Raw genomic sequence first — 19,484 nt, 5'->3', positions numbered from 1 at the left:
ATTATTATGAAGTTTATCGAGAACCTAACCAATATTTGGAAAATAGAAGAGTTAAAAAATCGAATTATCTTAACTCTTGGAATTTTGTTAGTTTATCGTTTCGGAGCACATATCGTTCTTCCGGGGGTTGATTCCGCTCAATTACATGAGTTGGCAACGCGTACCTCGGGAGGCGGCTTGCTTGATATCTTAAATGCGTTTACTGGGGGAGCTTTTGCTAACGCCTCAGTTTTTGCGTTAGGTATTATGCCATATATCTCGGCTTCGATTGTTGTTCAATTGATGGGGATCGCAATTCCATACCTTCAAAAACTGCAAAAGGAGGGGGAAAGTGGTAGAAGAAAGATAAACCAAATCACTCGATGGCTTACCATTGCAATATGTGTTGTTCAAGCTCCTGTTTATCTTTATGGTATTGGACAATTGGGCGTTCCTGACAGTGCTTTTATTCTAGGAAAAGGTCTTGATTTTATGATTCCAGCGGTGCTAATATTAGTAACAGGAACTGTTTTTGCGATGTGGTTAGGGGAGAAAATCACTGACAAGGGAATTGGCAACGGTATTTCGTTGCTCATCATGGTCGGGATTATTGCACGTCTTCCACAGGCATTTGCTGCTGAGTTTGATGCTCGTGTGGCCCAATCAAATGGAGGCTTGATGATGATTTTGATTGAAATCATTATTTGGTTTGTCATTATCTTGCTTTGTATTTATTTGATTAAAGCAACTCGTCAAATTCCAGTTCAATACGCAAGAAGAACTGCTGATGGAGGAACTGTAGCTGAGAAAAACATATTTGGTGCACGTCAGTATATTCCTTTGAAGTTGAATGCTTCAGGGGTAATGCCAATCATCTTTGCTCAAGCGTTGATGTTTATTCCAGCTGCTGTTGCAGGTTTGTCTAAATCAGAAACTGCATTAAGCGTTCAACAGGCATTCAGTAATATGTTTGGCTTCTGGTATAATTTGTTGTTTGCAACAATGATTATATTGTTCACCTATTTTTATACTGCCATTACGGTGCCAACCAATAAAATGGCTGATGATTTGAAACGTAGTGGAGGCTTTATTCCTGGTATTCGTCCCGGAAAAGAGACAGGAGATTATCTTGACAAAATCATGTCATTGATTACATTGCCTGGTTCCATTTTCTTAGCCTTAATAGCGATTTTCCCAGCTTTATTGAAGGTTATTGGAATGCAAGATTCTTGGGCGTTGTTTTACGGAGGTACATCGTTACTGATTTTGGTAGGGGTTGCCATTGATACGGTACAACAAGTAAATTCATATTTGTTGAATCGTCACTACGATGGTTTGATGAAAACAGGTAAAAATAGAAAGGCTTAATTTTGATATATGGCTAAACAGGCAGCAATTGAACAAGATGGAACTATTGTTGAGGCGTTGTCCAATGCAATGTTCCGAGTAGAATTAGACAACGGACACGTAGTGATTGCTCATATCTCGGGAAAGATGCGTATGCATTACATCAAATTGCTTCCAGGGGATAAGGTGAAACTTGAAATGAGTCCGTATGACCTAACAAAAGCTCGAATCACATATCGCTATTAAGAGGGATTATCTGGTAATAAATTCCATATTTTATAGAAAAATAAAAAACTTTGACAAAGTTTCAAGGCTTTGTCAAAGTTTTGTAAAGAAGTAAGGTGTTGAAAATCAAATGTTAATTGGTTTTTAAGCTTTGTCTGTTTTGATTTTATAAAAATAAAAGTGGTATTTATATAAAAAAACACATATAAATTCAAAATATTTTGTAGTTTTGCAAACTCTATGATATAAACAAAAGGAAATGAAAGTTAGAGCATCAATTAAAAAAAGAAGTCCCGAGTGCATCATTGTGCGTCGTAAAGGGAGATTGTACGTAATTAACAAAAAGAATCCTAAATTTAAACAAAGACAAGGATAATTATGGCAAGAATTGCAGGTATTGATTTACCAAAAAACAAACGTGGGGTTATTGGACTAACCTATATTTTTGGTATCGGAAAAAGTAGAGCTAAAGAAATTTTAGAAAAGGCTCAAGTAAATGAAGACAAAAAAGTAAACGAATGGAATGATGATGAAATCAGTAACATTCGTGAGGTCGTAGCTTCTTATAAAATTGAAGGAGAGTTGCGTTCAGAGATTCAGTTGAACATCAAACGTTTGATGGATATTGGATGCTATCGTGGAATCCGTCACAGAATAGGGTTGCCTTTGCGTGGTCAAAAAACGAAGAACAACTCTCGTACAAGAAAAGGTAAAAGAAAAACTGTTGCGAATAAGAAAAAAGCAACTAAATAATAAGTAGTTAGTATGGCAAAATCAAATGCAAAAAACGCAAAAGTTTCTAAGAAGAGAAAGGTTGTTGTAGAATCGGTTGGTGAAGCACACGTTTCCGCAACTTTCAACAATGTGATAATTTCTCTTACGAATAAAAAAGGAGACGTAATTGCTTGGTCATCAGCAGGTAAGATGGGCTTTAGAGGGTCTAAAAAGAATACGCCTTACGCAGCGCAAGTGGCAGCAGAGGATGCTTCGAAAGTGGCTTTTGATGCAGGTTTGAAGAAAGTAAAGGTATATGTAAAAGGACCAGGAAATGGTAGAGAATCCGCTATCAGAACTATCCACAATGCTGGAATTGAAGTAACTGAAATTATTGATGTTACTCCATTACCTCACAATGGTTGTCGTCCACCAAAGAGACGTAGAGTTTAATTAATTTATTATTAAATAACGAAGGGTTTTTTGATTATCGAAGGAATGCCTTAATTCATAATCCCCTTTTATTAGAAATAAGAAAAAATGGCAAGATATACAGGACCAAAAACAAAAATAGCTCGTAAATTTGGTGAAGCCATCTTTGGCGATGATAAATCTTTTGAGAAAAAGAACTATCCACCAGGGCAACACGGGATTGCTCGTCGTAGAGCAAAACGCTCTGAATATGCTATTCAGTTGCAAGAAAAACAAAAAGCTAAATATACGTACGGTATTTTAGAGAAACAATTCCGTAATTTGTATGAAAAAGCAAAAAGAAGTAAGCACGTCACAGGTGAGGTGCTGTTGCAGTTGTGTGAATCACGTTTGGATAACGTAGTTTATCGTATGGGAATTGCCCCTACACGCAGTGCTGCACGTCAGTTGGTTTCGCATCGTCATATCACGGTAAACGGAGATATTGTTAATATTCCGTCTTATTCTTTAAAACCAGGTGATGTGGTTGGTGTTCGTGAGAAATCAAAATCTTTGAGCGTTATTGAAAACTCATTATCAGCAAGTAGGGCTGTTTATGAGTGGATAACTTGGAACACTGAAAAATTAGAGGGTACATTTGTTGCCGTGCCTCAACGTATTCAGATTCCTGAAAATATTAAAGAACAGTTAATCGTAGAGTTGTACTCTAAATAATAAATAAGACAGCAGTCAAATTATGGCATTATTCAACTTTCAAAAACCCGATAAAGTTATAATGATTGAATCATCTGATTTCGAAGGACGATTTGAATTTCGTCCTTTGGAACCAGGATATGGTTTAACAATAGGTAACGCATTGCGGAGAGTTATGTATTCTTCATTAGAAGGTTTCGCAATTACTTCTGTAAAATTTGATAAAGTAGGACATGAATTTTCTACGATTTCAGGTGTAGTGGAAGATGTAACCGAAATCATCTTAAATTTGAAACAGGTACGTTTCAAGAGACAAATTGAAGATATAGAAAACGAAACGGTAACTATTGCCGTTTCAGGTAAGAAACAGTTGACTGCGGGTGATTTTCAAAAATATCTTTCTGGATTTCAAGTACTAAACACGGATTTAGTAATTTGTAATATGGAGTCTTCTGTAACTTTCAATATGGAAATTACTATTGAAAAGGGTAGAGGATACGTTCCAGCTGAGGAGCATCTAAATCAGAACACAGCTGTTGGAGTTATCATGACCGATGCTATTTTTACTCCAATCAAAAATGTGAAATATTCGGTTGAAAACTATCGTGTAGAGCAAAAAACTGACTACGAAAAGTTGGTTTTCGAAATCAAAACAGATGGGTCGATTCATCCTAAACAAGCCTTGACGGAAGCTGCTAAAACGTTGATTCACCACTTCATGTTATTCTCTGATGAGAGAATTACTTTGGAGTCAGATGAAATAGCTCAAACAGAATCATACGATGAGGAGTCATTGCATATGCGTCAGTTATTGAAAACCAAATTGGTTGATATGGACTTGTCGGTACGTGCGTTGAATTGTTTGAAAGCGGCAGAAGTTGAAACTTTGGGTGATTTGGTTTCATTCAACAAAGTTGATTTGATGAAATTTAGAAACTTTGGTAAAAAATCACTTACAGAACTTGATGAATTAGTTGCCAATAAGAATTTAACTTTCGGTATGGATTTGTCAAAATATAAATTAGATAAAGATTAACCCGCTTTTGCGTATTTAATTAAGGAAAAATGAGACACGGAAATAAAATTAATCATTTAGGAAGAAAAACTGCTCATAGAGAGGCTATGTTGGCAAATATGGCTTGTTCGTTGATTGAGCATAAGAGAATAAACACTACTTTGGCAAAGGCAAAAGCTTTGAAATTATTTGTTGAGCCATTAGTTACAAAATCAAAAGAAGATACAACGCATAATCGTCGTATTGCTTTTAGTAGATTGAGAAATAAATATGCTGTTACTGAGTTATTTAAAGAGGTTTCAGTAAAGGTGGGCGATAGACCAGGAGGATATACTCGTATTATCAAGTTGGGAAATCGTTTGGGAGATAATGCTGAAATGGCATTGATTGAGTTCGTTGATTATAACACTACGTACAACGTAGAAAAATCAGCAGCTAAAAAGAAATCTACGCGTCGTAGTAGAAAAAAAGCTGAGACAACTTCAGCTTCTGAGACTGAAACTACTGCAACTGAAGAGTAGTTAAAAGTGTAAAGAAAAAACAAGCCATCTAATTTTTTAGATGGCTTGTTTCGTATTTGAATGTTTTAAGCGTTTTGGATATGATAAGATACAGGGCTTAAATTCGTTCTTTTACTTTGTAGCGTTTTTCTTTGCGTTTGTTACGTAGGATAATTTCGCCTAAAAATCCTGCAACAAAGAATTGGGTTCCAATAATCATTGTTGTTAATGCCATGTAAAATTCAGGTCTGTTAGCAATGAGTCGGTTGCTAGGGTTTATGAACAGTTTGTCTACTCCTAGGTAGAAAGCAAATAAAAAACCAATAAAGAACATTAAAACTCCTAAAGCACCAAAAAAGTGCATTGGTCTCTTACCAAAGTGGGAAATAAAACTGATAGTAATTAAATCCAGAAATCCGTTGATGAATCGGTTCATTCCGAATTTTGTTTGCCCGTATTTTCTTGCTTGATGGATAACAACTTTTTCAGTTATTTTTTTGAATCCAGCATTTTTTGCTAGTACAGGAATATAGCGGTGCATTTCGCCGTTTACATCAATATTTTTAACTACTTCATTTCGGTAGGCTTTCAGTCCGCAATTGAAATCGTGGAGCTTTAGCCCTGATGTTTTTCGTGCTGCCCAATTGAATAATTTAGAAGGTAGATTTTTAGTTAATTTTGAGTCATATCGTTTTTTCTTCCAACCTGAAACTAAATCAAATCCATCGACTTTAATCATTTGATATAATTCGGGAATTTCATCGGGGCTGTCTTGTAAGTCAGCGTCCATTGTTATGACTACATCGCCTTTTGCTTTTTTGAATCCGATGTTCAAAGCCTGTGATTTTCCGTAATTTTTGAGGAAACGAATACCAACAACACAAGGGTCTTGGGATTTTATGTCTTTGATGATCTGCCACGAGTGGTCGGTACTCCCATCATCTATAAAAAGAATTTCGTAAGAAAATTCGTAAGAAATCATTGTCCGACGAATCCATTGATGTAATTCAGGCAATGATTCTTGTTCATTTAAGAGGGGAATAACAATTGATATGTTTGGAGTTTGATTCATACAGACACAGATTACTTAAACACGAATTCCTACGGAAAGCATTCCTTGATATTCTTTGTTTTTTCTGAAAAAGGAAACCGCTTTTGAGCAAGTTGGAACTACTTTTAATCGGCGTTCGGCTATGTTTTCGAGTACTTTTTTCATGAAGTCATCAAAAAAAGTGGCTTCAGCATTTTCAGGAATATATATTCTTGTTAAAAAAATCTTGATGTCTTGCACCGAGTATTCAATGAAGGCGGTTTCATTGTTAACTTTTGTTTGAAACTGGCGAGAAAATTCGCTGTCAATAATTTCAATCATATTTATTTTAATTCGTATGATTAGTGATTAATGAAGTGTCAATGTTGTTTTTGATTTTGGTAAAAAAAAATAGTATTTTTACGTCCTGAAAAAAAAACAAAAAGCCAACTTCGGCACAAAGTTACAAAATAAAATTTAATTTAGAATGGAAAAAAACAAAAAGCATATTTATCTAATGCCAGGAATGGCAGCAAGTCCTAAAATTTTTGAATTTCTTGAATTTCCATCGAATTATGAAACTCATTTATTGGACTGGATTTTACCGATTGAGGAGGAATCTCTTTCGGAATATGCTTTTCGTTTGGCTCAGCAAATTACACATCCGAAACCTACTTTATTGGGGGTTTCGTTCGGAGGAATTATTGTACAGGAAATCGCTAAAATTATTGATTATGAAAAAATTATCGTAGTTTCAAGTGTAAAAACTAAATATGAACTGCCTAAAAAAATGCTATTGGCACGTTATACAAATTTGCATAAATTGTTGCCCGTTGGTTTAGTTAATTCATTGGAATATTGGAAGCAATTTTCTTTTATTGATTCCATTACAAAGCGTATAGAACTTTATGAAAAGTACATTGGGATGCGATCAATCTCTTATTTGGACTGGAGCATTGATAAAATTGTAAATTGGGAGCAAACAGAGCCTTTACCGAACACAATTCATATCCACGGAGATAAAGATGCAGTTTTTCCAATGAAATATATTTCTGATGCTATTGTAGTAAAAAATGGCACACATATTATGGTTATTAATCGTTACAAATGGTTTAATGAGAATTTTTCGAATCTGTTGTAATAATTTCCGTATACCATTTCTACTTCAATTTTGCTGAGATAAAAGGAATAGTAAACGCTTTGTTTTAGGATGTTTATTATTATGGAAGAATATTTTTTGTAGGGAAGTTTTGTATATTTTGTTTCATAGTATCAACGGTATTTCACAGTTGGTTTGTGTTTAGAAATATTCTATTATTCTGCTGTAGTTTTAAAAATCTGTGAAAATAACCCTTTTTTTCTTGCAAATCTTCAAAAAAAATAGTAAACTTGCACAATGTTTCGAGATTAGAAAAACTCGAATTTAATTCATTAATCAAAAAAACTTCTTATATTTTGAATGAACTTGTTTTAGAACTAACCGATATTCATCCACAGCAGTTCTTCGGCGAAGATGAGGTAAATATTAAAAAGATAAAATCTTGTTTTCCGAAATTGAAGATTGTAGCCAGAGGTAATAAAATTTTAGCTTTTGGAGAGGAAAACTTGTTAAAAGATTTTGCCAAAAAAATAGAATTATTGCAGGCGTATTTCAGTAAATACAACCGATTGGATGAACGTAGCATTGATAGTATTTGCAATGCTGATGATACTGAGCCTATAGAAACAATAAATCAGAAGGAAACCGACGTGATTGTCCATGGAGTGGGAGGGAAGGTTATTCGTCCGCAGACCAAAAATCAATTCAAGTTGGTAGAGTTGATGAAAAAGAATGATATGGTTTTCGCTGTGGGCCCCGCAGGAACAGGAAAGACCTATGTAGGTGTAGCACTTGCAGTTAAAGCACTGAAAGAAAAGCAAGTAAAACGAATTATTCTTACCCGACCTGCAGTGGAAGCAGGGGAAAATTTAGGGTTTCTTCCAGGGGATTTGAAAGAGAAGCTTGATCCGTATATGCAACCTCTTTATGATGCTTTGCGTGATATGATTCCTTATGAAAAACTTAGTGGTTTTATTGAATCAGGGGTAATAGAAATTGCTCCCTTGGCGTTTATGCGTGGGCGTACGCTTGATAACGCTTTTGTGATTTTGGATGAGGCTCAGAATACTACCCATGCTCAAATGAAAATGTTCCTCACACGTATGGGGCGTAATGCTAAGTTTATGATTACGGGTGACCCGGGTCAAATTGATCTACCTCGAAAGGTATCTTCAGGGCTGAAAGAGGCTTTGTTGATTCTGAAAAATGTCAAGGGGATTGGTATGTTACATTTGGATGATAAAGACGTGGTTCGACATCCGTTAGTACGAAATATTATTGAGGCGTACAAAAGTATTGAAAATATAGAATAAACGTAAGTGCGATTCAGTAAATGACATCAGAACATTTAGATATTAAAATTCAGAATGTTATTTCACAACGTGTAACATAAATTTTTCTGCACCTTAAGAGCTAAATAATTGAAAAATAATATAAAACATAAATATATTACATAAAAATATGAATACAACATTAGTAATTTTAGCGGCAGGTTTGGGGAGTCGCTTTGGTTCCGACAAACAATTAGAGGAAATTCATAACGGAAATGCTTTGTTTGATTATGGGATTTATGATGCGATTGAAGCGGGGTTTTCGGACGTAGTTTTGATTATTAGAACCCAGATTGAAGAGCTTACTAAAAAACATTTAGAAAATCGTTTCAAAGGGTTGCCTGTTTCCTTCGTATATCAAGATTTACAAAATCCAGAAGGCATTGTGCGTCAAAAACCTTGGGGTACAGGACATGCAATGCTCTGCGTAAAAGACGTGGTTAAGAATCCGTTTTTGATTATGAATGCTGATGATTATTACGGAAAAGATGCGTTTTCATACATGGTAAAAGCCTTAAAATCAGGTAAAGAAAAAACTTTTTATTCAGCAGGTTATTTGTTGAAAAACACATTGAGCGAAAATGGGACAGTTTCAAGAGGAGTTTGTAATGTGAATGAAAATAATCATCTGCAATCGATAGTTGAGGCTACGAAACTCAGAAAAATTGACGAAAATATGGCTATTGATGAAGAAACAGGCGAAAAATATCCTTTAGGAACGTTCGTTTCAATGAATTTTTGGGGATTCACACCAGAAATTTTTCCAATGGCACAGAAATTATTTGCTGAATTTGTAGAAGCTAATAAAGAAAATCCAAAAGCAGAGTTTTTCATTCCGTTAGTGGTACAACATGCTATTGAAAAAGAAGGGTATACTTTGGAAGTATTGCCTAATAACGATGCTTGGTTTGGAATGACCTACCGCGAAGATTTATTGAAAGTACGAGAAGAAATTAAAAATTTGACTGTAGCAGGAGGATATCCAGAGAATTTCTAATTAAGGAATCAAATTTCTTATTTGCTCAACTGTGAAGGTTTCACGAGATTTTGACTTATTGAGATAAGGAGTTTATTCCATTTTGCTAAAATTAGAGATTTTTTTTAACTCTCAACTAGTGTTACAATCTCTGAATGTCGAATTTACATAGATTTTTTTGTTATACGCAAAAATCTTCATATACATTTGATTTACCAATTAAAAATATAAAATAAAATGAAAAATACAGCTGAAAGAATTGCTCCTTTGTTTGATTTTAAAGGAGATATCGTTTCCGTTGAGCCTTTTGGAAATGGGCACATCAATTATACTTTTTTAGTGAAAACTACTGAACAAGAGTATGTACTTCAGGGAATTAATACCAATGTATTCAAAAAACCACATGCAATCATCAAAAATATTGAATTGCTTTGGGAAACTGTTGCTGATAACACTATTATTTTGAATATGTTACCAGTCAAAACGGGAGGTTTTTCGGTAGAAGCAGACAATGCTTTGTGGCGTGCGGTTCCGTTTGCGAAGAATTATGTGGCATACGAATTTGTTAAAGAAGCATGGCAGGCTGAGAAAGCTGCATCGGCTTATGCAACGTTTATCAAAACATTTGAAAAGATAGATACTTCAAGATTGGAGGATACTATTCCTGATTTTCATAACGGGATGAAGCGTTTTCAACAATTAGAAGATGCTTTTGCACAGGCGAAGTCCGAACGCATCGAAAAGGCACAACATCTCTATGATTTTGCAAAGTCGCACAAGGTAATATTTGATGAAGTACAGAAAGCTGTGGATGAAAAACGCATCCCTATTCGTGTTACTCATAACGATACAAAAATAAATAATGTATTGATTCACAAGGATAATCCGAACGATTTCAAAGTTATTGACTTGGATACAGTAATGCAAGGAATTTTATTGTATGACTTTGGAGATATGGTGCGTACCTCTGTGAGTCCTACTAATGAAAATGAACCTGATGATTCAAAAATTGTGTTCAATGAAACTTTCTTTGAAGCCATTTGTAAAGGATTTTCAGTGATGAAAGACGTAATGACAGAGACCGAAAAACGTATGGTTTTGGATGGTGCTAAATATATGATTTTTATTATCGGAGTACGTTTCCTTACGGATTATTTTAATAATGACATTTATTTCAAAACTTCATTCCCCGAAGAAAATTTTGTTAGAGCAAGAAACCAATTTGTTCTATTACAACGTTTAGAAGATAAAGAACCTGCATTGAGAGCAGTTGTTGATAAATGGTTTAAATAAAATAAACAATAAAAGGTAAAAACTGTCTGAAAAAAGTGTACATTTGCAACTTGGTTCAGACAGTTTTTTTTATGATAAGAAATATTTTTGTACTCCTATTAACCATTCTTCCCATTTATATTTATTCCCAAACTCAAGTTTCAGGTAAAGTTATTGATGATCAAGGAAAACCACTTCCTTTTGCGAATATCATTTTTGTGAATTCTACGAAAGGAGTAGTGTCGGATGCTTCAGGAAAATTCTCCTTATACTCAGAGAAAAACCATAATTATATTGAAGTTTCTTCCTTAGGGTTCACATCTAAAAAAATACGATTACAACATAAAATCACAAAAAATCTTATTATAGAACTTACTGAAGGAGAAGAGCTTGAAGAGGTTGTTGTAGTAGGAAAACCAACGAAGTCACTTTCGAAAAAAGAAAATCCAGCCTACACAGTTCTACAAGGTATTTGGAAAAATAAGAGTAAAAAAGGACTTAAAAATTCACAGGCATATGAGTATAAGAAACATAGTGTCTCAGAGTTGGGTATCAATCAATTAGATACGATTTTCCTAAAAAAGGTTTTAGGAAATGATTATGCTGAGTTTGAACAAACTCTTATGGAACGAAAAAACAGGGGCTTTTTTTCAATGCCGATTTATATTAAAGAAAACGTACAAAAGGTCTACGGTAACAACCAAATCAATAAACAACGAGTTGATACAGAAGCAGAACGCTCACAAGGAGTAGCTCAAAATGGTTATGGTTTAGAGCGAATCACCAAGGCATTTGATGAATTTGATATCTACGAAAATTCATATTTGATTTTAAATCGCCCATTTGTAAGCCCTCTCTCGGAATATGGCTACGGGACGTATCACTATGTTTTAAAAGATACTTTAGTAGAAGAGAATCGAAATTTCTATCGCATTTATTTTTTTCCAAAAATAGATGCTGATTTGGCTTTGGAAGGAAATTTTATTGTGGATACTAAAACTTTTATTATCAAAAGTATAGAGATGAAAACTACTCCCAAAACCAATTTGAATATGGTGCGGGGATTGTTTTTCGAAAAGCATTTTACCATTGAAAATGATAGTATTTATTATCTTGAAAAAGAAATTCAAGAAGCTGATTTTACGATTCTTTCTAAGGACATAGAAGAGAAAGGCTTGTACATTCGTAATACCATAGGATACTCTGATGTGGTCCTGAATCAACCAAAATCGACTCTTTTTTATGAACAAAAAATAGTTCAAAAATATAGGGATCAATTTGTTAAAGGGGATACATATTGGCAACAAGCAACCGTAAAGTCGGCAAATATTTCTAAAACAACTCGGTTGATTAAGGAAGTGGCTGATAATCCGAAAGTTAAATTAATTACTACACTTGCAGATATTATAGGTACAGGGTATGTATCGTTAAATTCAATCCCTTTGGGTAAAGGACTGCAATTCGGTACATATTGGCAGGTGTACGAATCAAACGATGTTGAAAAGCATCGACTTAGATTAGGCTTTAGAACATTTAATTCAATTGAAGATCGTTTTCGCTCTTATTTTTACGGAGCTTATGGCATTGGAGATAAGCGGTTTAAGTATGGATTAAGTGCTAAATATTTACTTTCGGAGGAACCTCGAGTGACGTTTGGAGGTGCTTATCAGGATGACTATTTGCAATTAGGAAACTATTTGATTCACGATGATGGTAATTTCACATTCCGAAGAGGAAGTAACGCCATTATTAATCGAGGAGAAAACTATTTTTTGACCAGAAATCAAAAGACATCAGCGGCTATAACGTATGTGCCGTTAAAAAACATTGAAGTTAGTGTTTTTGGAGTATATCAGCACTCACAATCTGCCGATCCTGAACATTTTTTCATAGCCTTTCGCGATTTGAAGAATAATCAAACATATACCAATTATACCGATTTCAACACAGGGTTGAATATCAAATTTACCCCAGGAAGAAACGTCTTTGGCTATGGGGTGGAGCAACGTTATGGAGAGAAAATACATGATACTTACGTGTTAAAATATACTAAAGGAGCATCAGGAGCTTTAGGAAGCCAATTTGACTATGATAAAGTACAGGTTTTAATCAAAAAACCTATTACTGTTTGGAATTTAGGAATGCTGAACACAACTTTTGAGGCAGGGAAAATTTTTGGTACCGTACCGTTGACTATTTTGACACCAACGCCTGCCAATCAAGCCTATTCGATTATACCTCAGTCGTTTGCGTTGTTAGATTATTATGATTTTATAAATGATACCTATCTTAATGGTTATTTTGAGCATCATTTTAACGGGTTTATTTTGAATAAAATTCCACTTGTTGACAAAACAAAATTACGAAGTTTATTATTTGCTCGTTTTGCTTATGGTACTATAAGTCAGCAAAATAGAGATGCTCACCAAACGAATCTAATATACAATACGCCTGAAAAATTGTATTGGGAATACGGTTTTGGTATTGAAAATATAGGTTTTGGAAATATTCGCCCGTTTCGTTTAGATTTTATATGGCGTGGTGATTTTAATGATGTTAACGGTACTCGGAATCCCAAGTTTGGCATTCGTTTTAGTGTCATGCCTAATTTTTAATGTCAGCAGTACAAAAATTATTTTTCGACTAAAATACTCACAGCATTTCCTCCAAAACCAACAGCGTTAATGAGTATTTTTTCTATTTTTTCAGGTTTCTTTTGTTTTTCAACATAAGGAACGCTATAAACTTCCTGTTTTTGGAGCATACATATTGCCATTTCAAGACTCAAAGCACCACTTGCACCAAATGTATGTCCTATTTTCCATTTATTATTAGTCATAAAAGGAACAGATTCTTTGAAAACTTCTCGGATAGCTGTGATTTCTGCTAAATCTCCTTTAATAGTACCTGGAGTGTGGGTGATAATAACGTCTATATCACAAACGTCTGTATTTCGTAAAGCCATCAGCATAGATTTTTGTAAGCATTCGCCATTGGCCGAAAGAGATACATTGTGAGTTAATTTCTCAGAAGCAAATCCGATTCCTGTTATTCCTGCTAATCGATTGTCTTTCAATCCATTTTCTAAGCAAAAAACAGAAGCTCCCTCACCTAAAACCATCGTATTTAGCTTTTTGTGTACGTCCATTGCTCGGCAGGGAAAATCATCCGTTAGGCTGCTGTAAATTTTTAAAGCTTTGGCTTGAGCTATAGTAAAGGGAGTTAACGGAGCTTCGCTTCCACCGACTAAAAATCGCTGTTCCATACCACTTTGAAGCCATGCAATACCATTAACGACAGCGTGTAAAGATGTTGAACAGGTGATGGAATGAGACATTTCAAAACCTATACTCCCTAAATCTTGACCAACCCACGAAGCAATATTTCCTAACGTAGTAGTTGGAGAAGCTAAAGTTTCACATGCTTTATTTTCAATGAAATAGGAGTGATGTTTTTCAAAAAGAGTTGTCGCTCCGCGAGAAGAACCGATGTTTACACCAAAATTACCATCACACCAATTAGCCTGTTTGACTGCTTGTCGGGCTGATATAATTGCAAATAAAACTGTATCGTCCAAGTTGGTATATGCCGGTGATGATAGTCGTAAGTTGTTTACAGCAGTCAGACCGCTTTCAGAGAGTTTTCCCATAGGAACCTCACCATAAGGCTTCAATAAAGATATTGGATTTTGATATGACAGGCAGACTTCTGTAAAAGAATTTCCTAAAGCAGAAATCGAACCCATTCCGACGATTGATATGTTCACAGTTTAAAAGTTTTATATGCAAAAGTAAGGAATTTTTATTATTTAGGATTTGAAAGGTGTGATTTTTCCCAATTTCAAAGGCTTAATAGGAAATAATTAAGAGGATGTAAAATAAAAGCCCCGCAGATAGGCGAGGCACTAGATGTTTTCACAACGGAATAATCCTTATTGTAAAATCCTTTCAATGGTGCAAAGTTAACTAAAATAATTTGAATAAACAAAATATTTTTTATAATTTTACCTCATAAAAATTTAATAAGAATAATTATGAAACACATACTTGGTCTCGATTTAGGGACAAACTCTATTGGTTGGGCATTGATTGAAAGAAATATCGAAGAAAAATACGGAAAAATCATTGGGATGGGAAGCAGGATTATTCCGATGGCTCAGGATATTTTAGGAAAATTTGATGCAGGTCAGTCTATTTCGCAAACGGCTGAAAGAACCAGATTTAGAAGTACAAGAAAACTATATCAGCGAGATAATTTAAGGAGAGAACGACTACATAGAGTGCTAAATATTTTAGGTTTTTTGCCCACTCATTATGCTAATGTCATTGATTTTGAAAAACGATTGGGACAATTCAAGGAAAATCAAGAGCCAAAACTTCCGTATGCTAAAAATGAGGAAGATAAATTCGAGTTTATTTTTAAATCAAGTTTTGAGGAGATGGTTGCTGATTTCAGAAAACAACAACCACAATTATTTTATACAAAACCCAATGGAAAGGAAAGCCAAATTCCTTATGATTGGACAATCTACTATCTGCGAAAAAAGGCTCTCAGTGAGAAAATATCCAAAGAGGAGTTGGCTTGGCTATTATTGAATTTCAATCAAAAAAGAGGTTATTATCAGTTAAGGGGCGAAGATGAACAAGCAGACGAAAGTAAATCTATAAAATTCTATGCCCTTAAAGTGGTAAAAGTAGAAGAAGACGGCAAGGATAAAAAAGGGGATACTTGGTACAATGTGCATTTGGAAAATGGTTGGATTTATCGTCGCACAAGCAAGAATTTTTTGGATTGGGAAGGAAAAATAAGAGAATTTATTGTTACTGAAAAACTCAATGAAGATGGCACTATTAAAGTTGATAAAGAAGGTAAAGAAGACAGAAGTTTTAAAGCCGTAAATTCAGAAGAAGATTGGATTGCAATTAAAAAAAGTACGGAGGATAAAATCAACTATTCCGAAAAAACAGTAGGTGCTTATATCTATGACACGCTACTGCAAGAACCTAATCAAAAAATAAGAGGAAAACTCATCAGAACCATTGAAAGAAAATTCTACAAAGATGAATTGATAAAAATCCTTAAAAAACAAATAGAATTACAACCCGAAATTTTTACCAAGGATTTGTACAAGGCTTGTATTGAGGAACTATATCCTCACAATGAGGCTCATAAGAAAAATATTTCAGACCGAGGGTTTGTATATCTTTTTGTGGAAGATATTATTTTTTACCAAAGACCACTGAAAAGTAAAAAATCGCTGATAGCAAAATGCACTTTGGAAGAGAGAAGTTTTGTTGTAGAAGAAAACGGAAAACGAAAAGAGAAGACTGAAGGAATAAAATGTATTGCTAAAACCAATCCTATCTATCAAGAATTTAGATTATTACAATGGTTTCATAATTTGAAAATCTATAAGAAGGACGATAAAACAGATATTGATATTACGGATGAACTTTTACCTACAATAGAAGCTAAAGAGCAATTTTTGGAATGGCTGAATGATAAGGCTAGTATATCCCAAAAAGAATTGTTGAAATATCCACCTTTTCAATTGGAAGAAGCGGTGAGAAAAATTTTGGTTCAAAAATTAGAAGAAAAACCCAAAAAGAAAGATATTGAAATGGGATTGGAAGAATATTTTCGTTGGAATTATGTACAAGATAAAGTTTATCCTCTGAATGAAACTCGTGGTGAATTTTTAAAAGTATTGAAAAAAAATAAGTTATCCCCAAACTTTTTAAACAAAGAAACAGAGTACAGACTTTGGCATTTGTTGTATTCTGTTGAAGATAAAGTGGCTATCGAAAGTGGTTTAACTAAATTCGCCCAAAAGTATAATTTACCTAAGGAATTTGTACTTGCTTTTTCAAAATTTCCTCGAATGGAAAAGAATTATGGTGCTTTCTCCGAAAAAGCTATTAAAAGACTATTGACTTTAATGCGTTTTGGGAAATTTTGGGATTTTGAAAACATAGATGATAAGACAAAAGAACGCATTGATAAAATTCAAACAGGAGAATATGATGAAAAACTCAAAAATAGAGTTCGTGAAAAAGCAATTCATTTAACTCGTGATGAACACTTTCAAGGACTTCCTCTGTGGTTGACAAGTTATATCATTTATAACCGACATTCGGAAGTCTCGGAAATTAAATATTGGAAAACAGCCGACCAAATAGAATTGCTCAAACAACATTCACTTCGTAACCCAATTGTAGAACAAATTATAAATGAAACCTTGCAAACTGTTCGCGAAATTTGGGAATATTATGGCGAAGGCAAAGAAAATTTCTTCGATGAAATTCACATAGAATTGGGAAGAGAAATGAAAAATCCTGCCGATAAACGCAAAAAAATGACAGAACGCATTACTGAAAACGAAAATACTAATATCCGCATAAAGCTTTTATTGTCAGAGCTTTTAAATGACGGAGTGGAAGAGGTGCGTCCGTATTCACCGATGCAACAAGAGCTTTTAAAAATTTACGAAGAAGGTGTTTATGAAAATGAACAAGATGAAAAAGTTTTGGAGGAAATTACTAAAATTCGCAAGAAAAACCAACCGACGACAAAAGAAATCAATCGTTATAAACTTTGGTTAGAGCAAGGCTACAAATCCCCTTACACAGGTGAAATGATTCCCCTTTCCAAATTGTTTACTTCAGCATATCAAATTGAGCATATCATTCCGCAATCACGCTATTTTGATGATAGCTTGTCGAATAAAATTATTTGCGAAGCAGAGGTCAATGAATTAAAAGATAATCAGTTGGCTTATGAATTTATTCAGAATTTCGGTGGACAGAAAGTACCTATTGGCAGAAATGAAACGGTAACTATTCTCAAAAAAGAACATTACGAGGATTTTGTTCAAAAATACTTTTCAAAAAATAGTTTAAAACGAAAAAAATTATTGATGGACGAAATCCCTGAAGATTTTATTCAAAGGCAATTAAACGATAGTAGATATATCAGTAAAGTCGTTAATCTGTTGTTGTCTAATATTGTGCGAGAAGATGGCGAGGAAGAAGCAAGAGCCAAAAAAGTAATTGTTTCATCGGGAGGAGTAACCACTAGATTGAAACAAGATTGGGGCTTGAATGATATATGGAACAAGCTGATTACGCCTCGTTTCGAACGATTGAATCAAATGGCGGGTTATGAAAAATATGGTTCTTGGGAAAATAAAGAGGGTAAAAAAGTTTTCCAAATTAACACGACCGAACAAGAATTGATGAAACTCAATAAAAAACGAATCGACCATCGCCACCACGCGTTGGATGCGTTGATTGTTGCGTGTAGTACAGCCGACCATATCAATTATCTGAATAACGAATCTGCTTCGGAAAATAAAAAATCCGAACGATTTGACTTAAGAAAAAAACTTCGCCGAATTGAAAAATACATTAAAGACGGCAAGGAGCGAGAGGCTGCAAAAGAATTTTACAAACCTTGGGAAACCTTTACACAAGATGCCAAAGAGGCGTTGGAACAGATTATTGTGAGTTTCAAGCAAAACAATAGAGTCATTAACAAGTCGGTAAATTATTACCAAAAATGGGAAAAACAAGCCGATGGTTTGATGAAAAAAGTTTTTGTAAAGCAAAAGAAAGGAGACAATTGGGCAATTAGGAAGCCCTTGCACAAGGATACGATTTCAGGTAAAGTGAATTTAAATAGAATAAAAGTTCCTAAAGGAAAAATTCTCACAGCAACAAGAAAAGCGTTGGATGCCACTTTTGATGAAAAGAAAATAGCATCAATTACCGATACAGGTATTCAAAAGATTTTGCTAAATTATTTGAAATACAAAGGTAGTTCAGAATTAGCCTTTTCACCAGAAGGGATTGAAGAAATGAATAAGAATATTTCTCAATTTAATGATGGTGTGGCACACAAGCCAATCTATAAAGTTCGAGTTTTTGAAATGGGTAGTAAATTCAACTTAGGAAATTCAGGCAATAAAAACACCAAATTTGTAGAAGCTGCTAAAGGAACGAATCTATTTTTTGGAATTTATGTCAATGATAAGGGAGAAAGAAGTTATGAAACCATACCTTTAAATGTTGTCATTGAACGCCAAAAACAAGGTTTACCTTCTTGTCCTGATAGGAATGAAAAAGGAAATAGATTATTATTTTCACTATCTCCTAATGATTTAGTGTACATACCTACCGAAGAAGAACAAGAGCATCCGCATTTGGTAGATTTTAGCAAATTGAGTAAGGAGCAAGTGAAACAAATTTACAAGATAGTAAGTTTTACAGGGAATAGGTTATATGCAGTGCCTAATACCGTAGCAAAATCAATTGTTGATAAGGTTGAATTTACTCAACTAAATAAAATAGAGTTTATTAAAGAGAAACAGATGTGTATTAAGATAGATGTGGATAGATTGGGAAATATAATTACCTTAACATCTAAAACGATTCGTGAAAAATTTGATAAGTACAAATAAAATTTTTGTAGATACTAATATTATCCTTTATGCTATTGAAAATCAACATGAAATAAAATCTAAAATAGCTATAGAAATATTAGAGAAGAGACCTTATATATCAAATAAAATATTGAATGAACTAATGAATTTGTTACATAACAAGAGAAATAATAGTAAGTTTCAAAAATCAAAAGAAGAAACAATAGCTATTATTTTAGAATTATTAAAAATATGTCCACTAACGATAAATTCAAAAGATACATATTTCAAAGCCAGATATTTGATGGATAGATATAGGTTGTCACTTCATGATTCTATAGTTGTTTCTGATGCCTTTTTAGAAGGATGTGATATTCTATATTCCGAAGACATGCATGATGGATTATTAGTTGATAAGAAAATGAAAATTATAAATCCTTTTAAGTAAAAAA

General features: G+C 34.1%; 18 protein-coding genes. 15 read left to right on the top strand and 3 right to left on the bottom strand.

Features of this window, described 5'->3' with window-relative positions:
• Positions 1-3: 3 nt before the first annotated feature.
• The 8 genes from secY to rplQ all read left to right on the top strand — a co-directional run bounded on the left by secY (position 4) and on the right by rplQ (position 4,926).
• Complete coding sequence (gene secY, locus CGC49_RS03290) at positions 4-1,347, top strand: preprotein translocase subunit SecY (RefSeq protein ID WP_082021483.1); 1,344 nt, start codon at positions 4-6, stop codon at positions 1,345-1,347.
• Positions 1,348-1,356: 9 nt separating this feature from the next.
• A complete protein-coding gene (gene infA / locus CGC49_RS03285; protein WP_041987579.1) occupies positions 1,357-1,572 on the top strand; it encodes a translation initiation factor IF-1 in 216 nt (71 codons plus the stop codon).
• 238 nt (positions 1,573-1,810) lie between these two features.
• A complete protein-coding gene (gene ykgO / locus CGC49_RS03275; RefSeq protein WP_041913510.1) occupies positions 1,811-1,927 on the top strand; it encodes a type B 50S ribosomal protein L36 in 117 nt (38 codons plus the stop codon).
• Positions 1,928-1,929: 2 nt separating this feature from the next.
• Complete coding sequence (gene rpsM, locus CGC49_RS03270; RefSeq protein WP_042009307.1) at positions 1,930-2,304, top strand: 30S ribosomal protein S13; 375 nt, start codon at positions 1,930-1,932, stop codon at positions 2,302-2,304.
• 12 nt (positions 2,305-2,316) lie between these two features.
• Positions 2,317-2,718 (top strand): 30S ribosomal protein S11, encoded by a 402-nt coding sequence (gene rpsK, locus CGC49_RS03265; protein ID WP_042009305.1) that lies wholly within the window; start codon positions 2,317-2,319, stop codon positions 2,716-2,718.
• A gap of 87 nt (positions 2,719-2,805) precedes the next feature.
• On the top strand, positions 2,806-3,411 hold the full coding sequence (gene rpsD / locus CGC49_RS03260) for a 30S ribosomal protein S4 (RefSeq protein ID WP_095911837.1): 606 nt from the start codon (positions 2,806-2,808) through the stop codon (positions 3,409-3,411).
• Between the two features lie 22 nt (positions 3,412-3,433).
• Positions 3,434-4,426, top strand: coding sequence for a DNA-directed RNA polymerase subunit alpha (locus tag CGC49_RS03255; RefSeq protein ID WP_042009301.1), 993 nt, complete (start codon positions 3,434-3,436; stop codon positions 4,424-4,426).
• A gap of 29 nt (positions 4,427-4,455) precedes the next feature.
• The gene (gene rplQ / locus CGC49_RS03250; RefSeq protein ID WP_042009299.1) at positions 4,456-4,926 is read left to right on the top strand and encodes a 50S ribosomal protein L17; all 471 of its coding nucleotides are present in this window, start codon (positions 4,456-4,458) and stop codon (positions 4,924-4,926) included.
• Positions 4,927-5,023: 97 nt separating this feature from the next.
• On the opposite strand, the gene CGC49_RS03245 is transcribed toward rplQ, so the two are convergent.
• Both CGC49_RS03245 and CGC49_RS03240 read right to left on the bottom strand, forming a co-directional pair.
• On the bottom strand, positions 5,024-5,977 hold the full coding sequence (locus CGC49_RS03245; RefSeq protein ID WP_042344532.1) for a glycosyltransferase family 2 protein: 954 nt from the start codon (positions 5,975-5,977) through the stop codon (positions 5,024-5,026).
• Between the two features lie 15 nt (positions 5,978-5,992).
• Positions 5,993-6,277, bottom strand: a complete 285-nt coding sequence (locus tag CGC49_RS03240; protein ID WP_052458372.1) for a GNAT family N-acetyltransferase — start codon at positions 6,275-6,277, stop codon at positions 5,993-5,995.
• A 145-nt stretch (positions 6,278-6,422) separates the two neighbouring features.
• Between CGC49_RS03240 and CGC49_RS03235 the strand changes: the two genes are divergently transcribed.
• From CGC49_RS03235 to CGC49_RS03215, 5 genes are all read left to right on the top strand, one after another.
• Positions 6,423-7,076 (top strand): alpha/beta hydrolase, encoded by a 654-nt coding sequence (locus CGC49_RS03235; protein ID WP_095911836.1) that lies wholly within the window; start codon positions 6,423-6,425, stop codon positions 7,074-7,076.
• A 314-nt stretch (positions 7,077-7,390) separates the two neighbouring features.
• On the top strand, positions 7,391-8,347 hold the full coding sequence (locus tag CGC49_RS03230) for a PhoH family protein (RefSeq protein WP_042009394.1): 957 nt from the start codon (positions 7,391-7,393) through the stop codon (positions 8,345-8,347).
• A gap of 148 nt (positions 8,348-8,495) precedes the next feature.
• Entirely contained in the window at positions 8,496-9,362 is an 867-nt protein-coding gene (locus CGC49_RS03225) for a sugar phosphate nucleotidyltransferase (RefSeq protein ID WP_042009295.1), read from the top strand.
• A gap of 216 nt (positions 9,363-9,578) precedes the next feature.
• Positions 9,579-10,634 (top strand): aminoglycoside phosphotransferase family protein, encoded by a 1,056-nt coding sequence (locus tag CGC49_RS03220; protein ID WP_042344534.1) that lies wholly within the window; start codon positions 9,579-9,581, stop codon positions 10,632-10,634.
• Positions 10,635-10,705: 71 nt separating this feature from the next.
• Complete coding sequence (locus tag CGC49_RS03215; RefSeq protein WP_095911835.1) at positions 10,706-13,228, top strand: DUF5686 family protein; 2,523 nt, start codon at positions 10,706-10,708, stop codon at positions 13,226-13,228.
• 17 nt (positions 13,229-13,245) lie between these two features.
• On the opposite strand, the gene CGC49_RS03210 is transcribed toward CGC49_RS03215, so the two are convergent.
• Entirely contained in the window at positions 13,246-14,379 is a 1,134-nt protein-coding gene (locus CGC49_RS03210) for a beta-ketoacyl synthase N-terminal-like domain-containing protein (RefSeq protein ID WP_232745195.1), read from the bottom strand.
• A gap of 267 nt (positions 14,380-14,646) precedes the next feature.
• Between CGC49_RS03210 and cas9 the strand changes: the two genes are divergently transcribed.
• Both cas9 and CGC49_RS03200 read left to right on the top strand, forming a co-directional pair.
• Complete coding sequence (gene cas9, locus CGC49_RS03205; protein ID WP_095911833.1) at positions 14,647-19,071, top strand: type II CRISPR RNA-guided endonuclease Cas9; 4,425 nt, start codon at positions 14,647-14,649, stop codon at positions 19,069-19,071.
• Positions 19,055-19,480 (top strand): PIN domain-containing protein, encoded by a 426-nt coding sequence (locus CGC49_RS03200; RefSeq protein ID WP_157908987.1) that lies wholly within the window; start codon positions 19,055-19,057, stop codon positions 19,478-19,480. The genes cas9 and CGC49_RS03200 overlap by 17 nt, the downstream gene beginning before the upstream one ends.
• The last annotated feature ends 4 nt before the right edge of the window (positions 19,481-19,484 follow it).

Origin of the sequence: Capnocytophaga sp. H4358, from assembly GCF_002302515.1 — a bacterium.
Lineage (GTDB): Bacteria > Bacteroidota > Bacteroidia > Flavobacteriales > Flavobacteriaceae > Capnocytophaga > Capnocytophaga canis.
This window is presented reverse-complemented; position numbering and strand designations above follow the sequence as displayed.

Coding starts and splice junctions, on each gene's coding strand:
- infA (WP_041987579.1), top strand. CDS start 1,357: ATGGCTAAACAGGCAGCAATTGAACAAGATGGAACTATTGTTGAGGCG.
- ykgO (WP_041913510.1), top strand. CDS start 1,811: ATGAAAGTTAGAGCATCAATTAAAAAAAGAAGTCCCGAGTGCATCATT.
- rpsM (WP_042009307.1), top strand. CDS start 1,930: ATGGCAAGAATTGCAGGTATTGATTTACCAAAAAACAAACGTGGGGTT.
- rpsK (WP_042009305.1), top strand. CDS start 2,317: ATGGCAAAATCAAATGCAAAAAACGCAAAAGTTTCTAAGAAGAGAAAG.
- rpsD (WP_095911837.1), top strand. CDS start 2,806: ATGGCAAGATATACAGGACCAAAAACAAAAATAGCTCGTAAATTTGGT.
- CGC49_RS03255 (WP_042009301.1), top strand. CDS start 3,434: ATGGCATTATTCAACTTTCAAAAACCCGATAAAGTTATAATGATTGAA.
- rplQ (WP_042009299.1), top strand. CDS start 4,456: ATGAGACACGGAAATAAAATTAATCATTTAGGAAGAAAAACTGCTCAT.
- CGC49_RS03245 (WP_042344532.1), bottom strand. CDS start 5,977: ATGAATCAAACTCCAAACATATCAATTGTTATTCCCCTCTTAAATGAA.
- CGC49_RS03240 (WP_052458372.1), bottom strand. CDS start 6,277: ATGATTGAAATTATTGACAGCGAATTTTCTCGCCAGTTTCAAACAAAA.
- CGC49_RS03235 (WP_095911836.1), top strand. CDS start 6,423: ATGGAAAAAAACAAAAAGCATATTTATCTAATGCCAGGAATGGCAGCA.
- CGC49_RS03225 (WP_042009295.1), top strand. CDS start 8,496: ATGAATACAACATTAGTAATTTTAGCGGCAGGTTTGGGGAGTCGCTTT.
- CGC49_RS03220 (WP_042344534.1), top strand. CDS start 9,579: ATGAAAAATACAGCTGAAAGAATTGCTCCTTTGTTTGATTTTAAAGGA.
- CGC49_RS03215 (WP_095911835.1), top strand. CDS start 10,706: ATGATAAGAAATATTTTTGTACTCCTATTAACCATTCTTCCCATTTAT.
- cas9 (WP_095911833.1), top strand. CDS start 14,647: ATGAAACACATACTTGGTCTCGATTTAGGGACAAACTCTATTGGTTGG.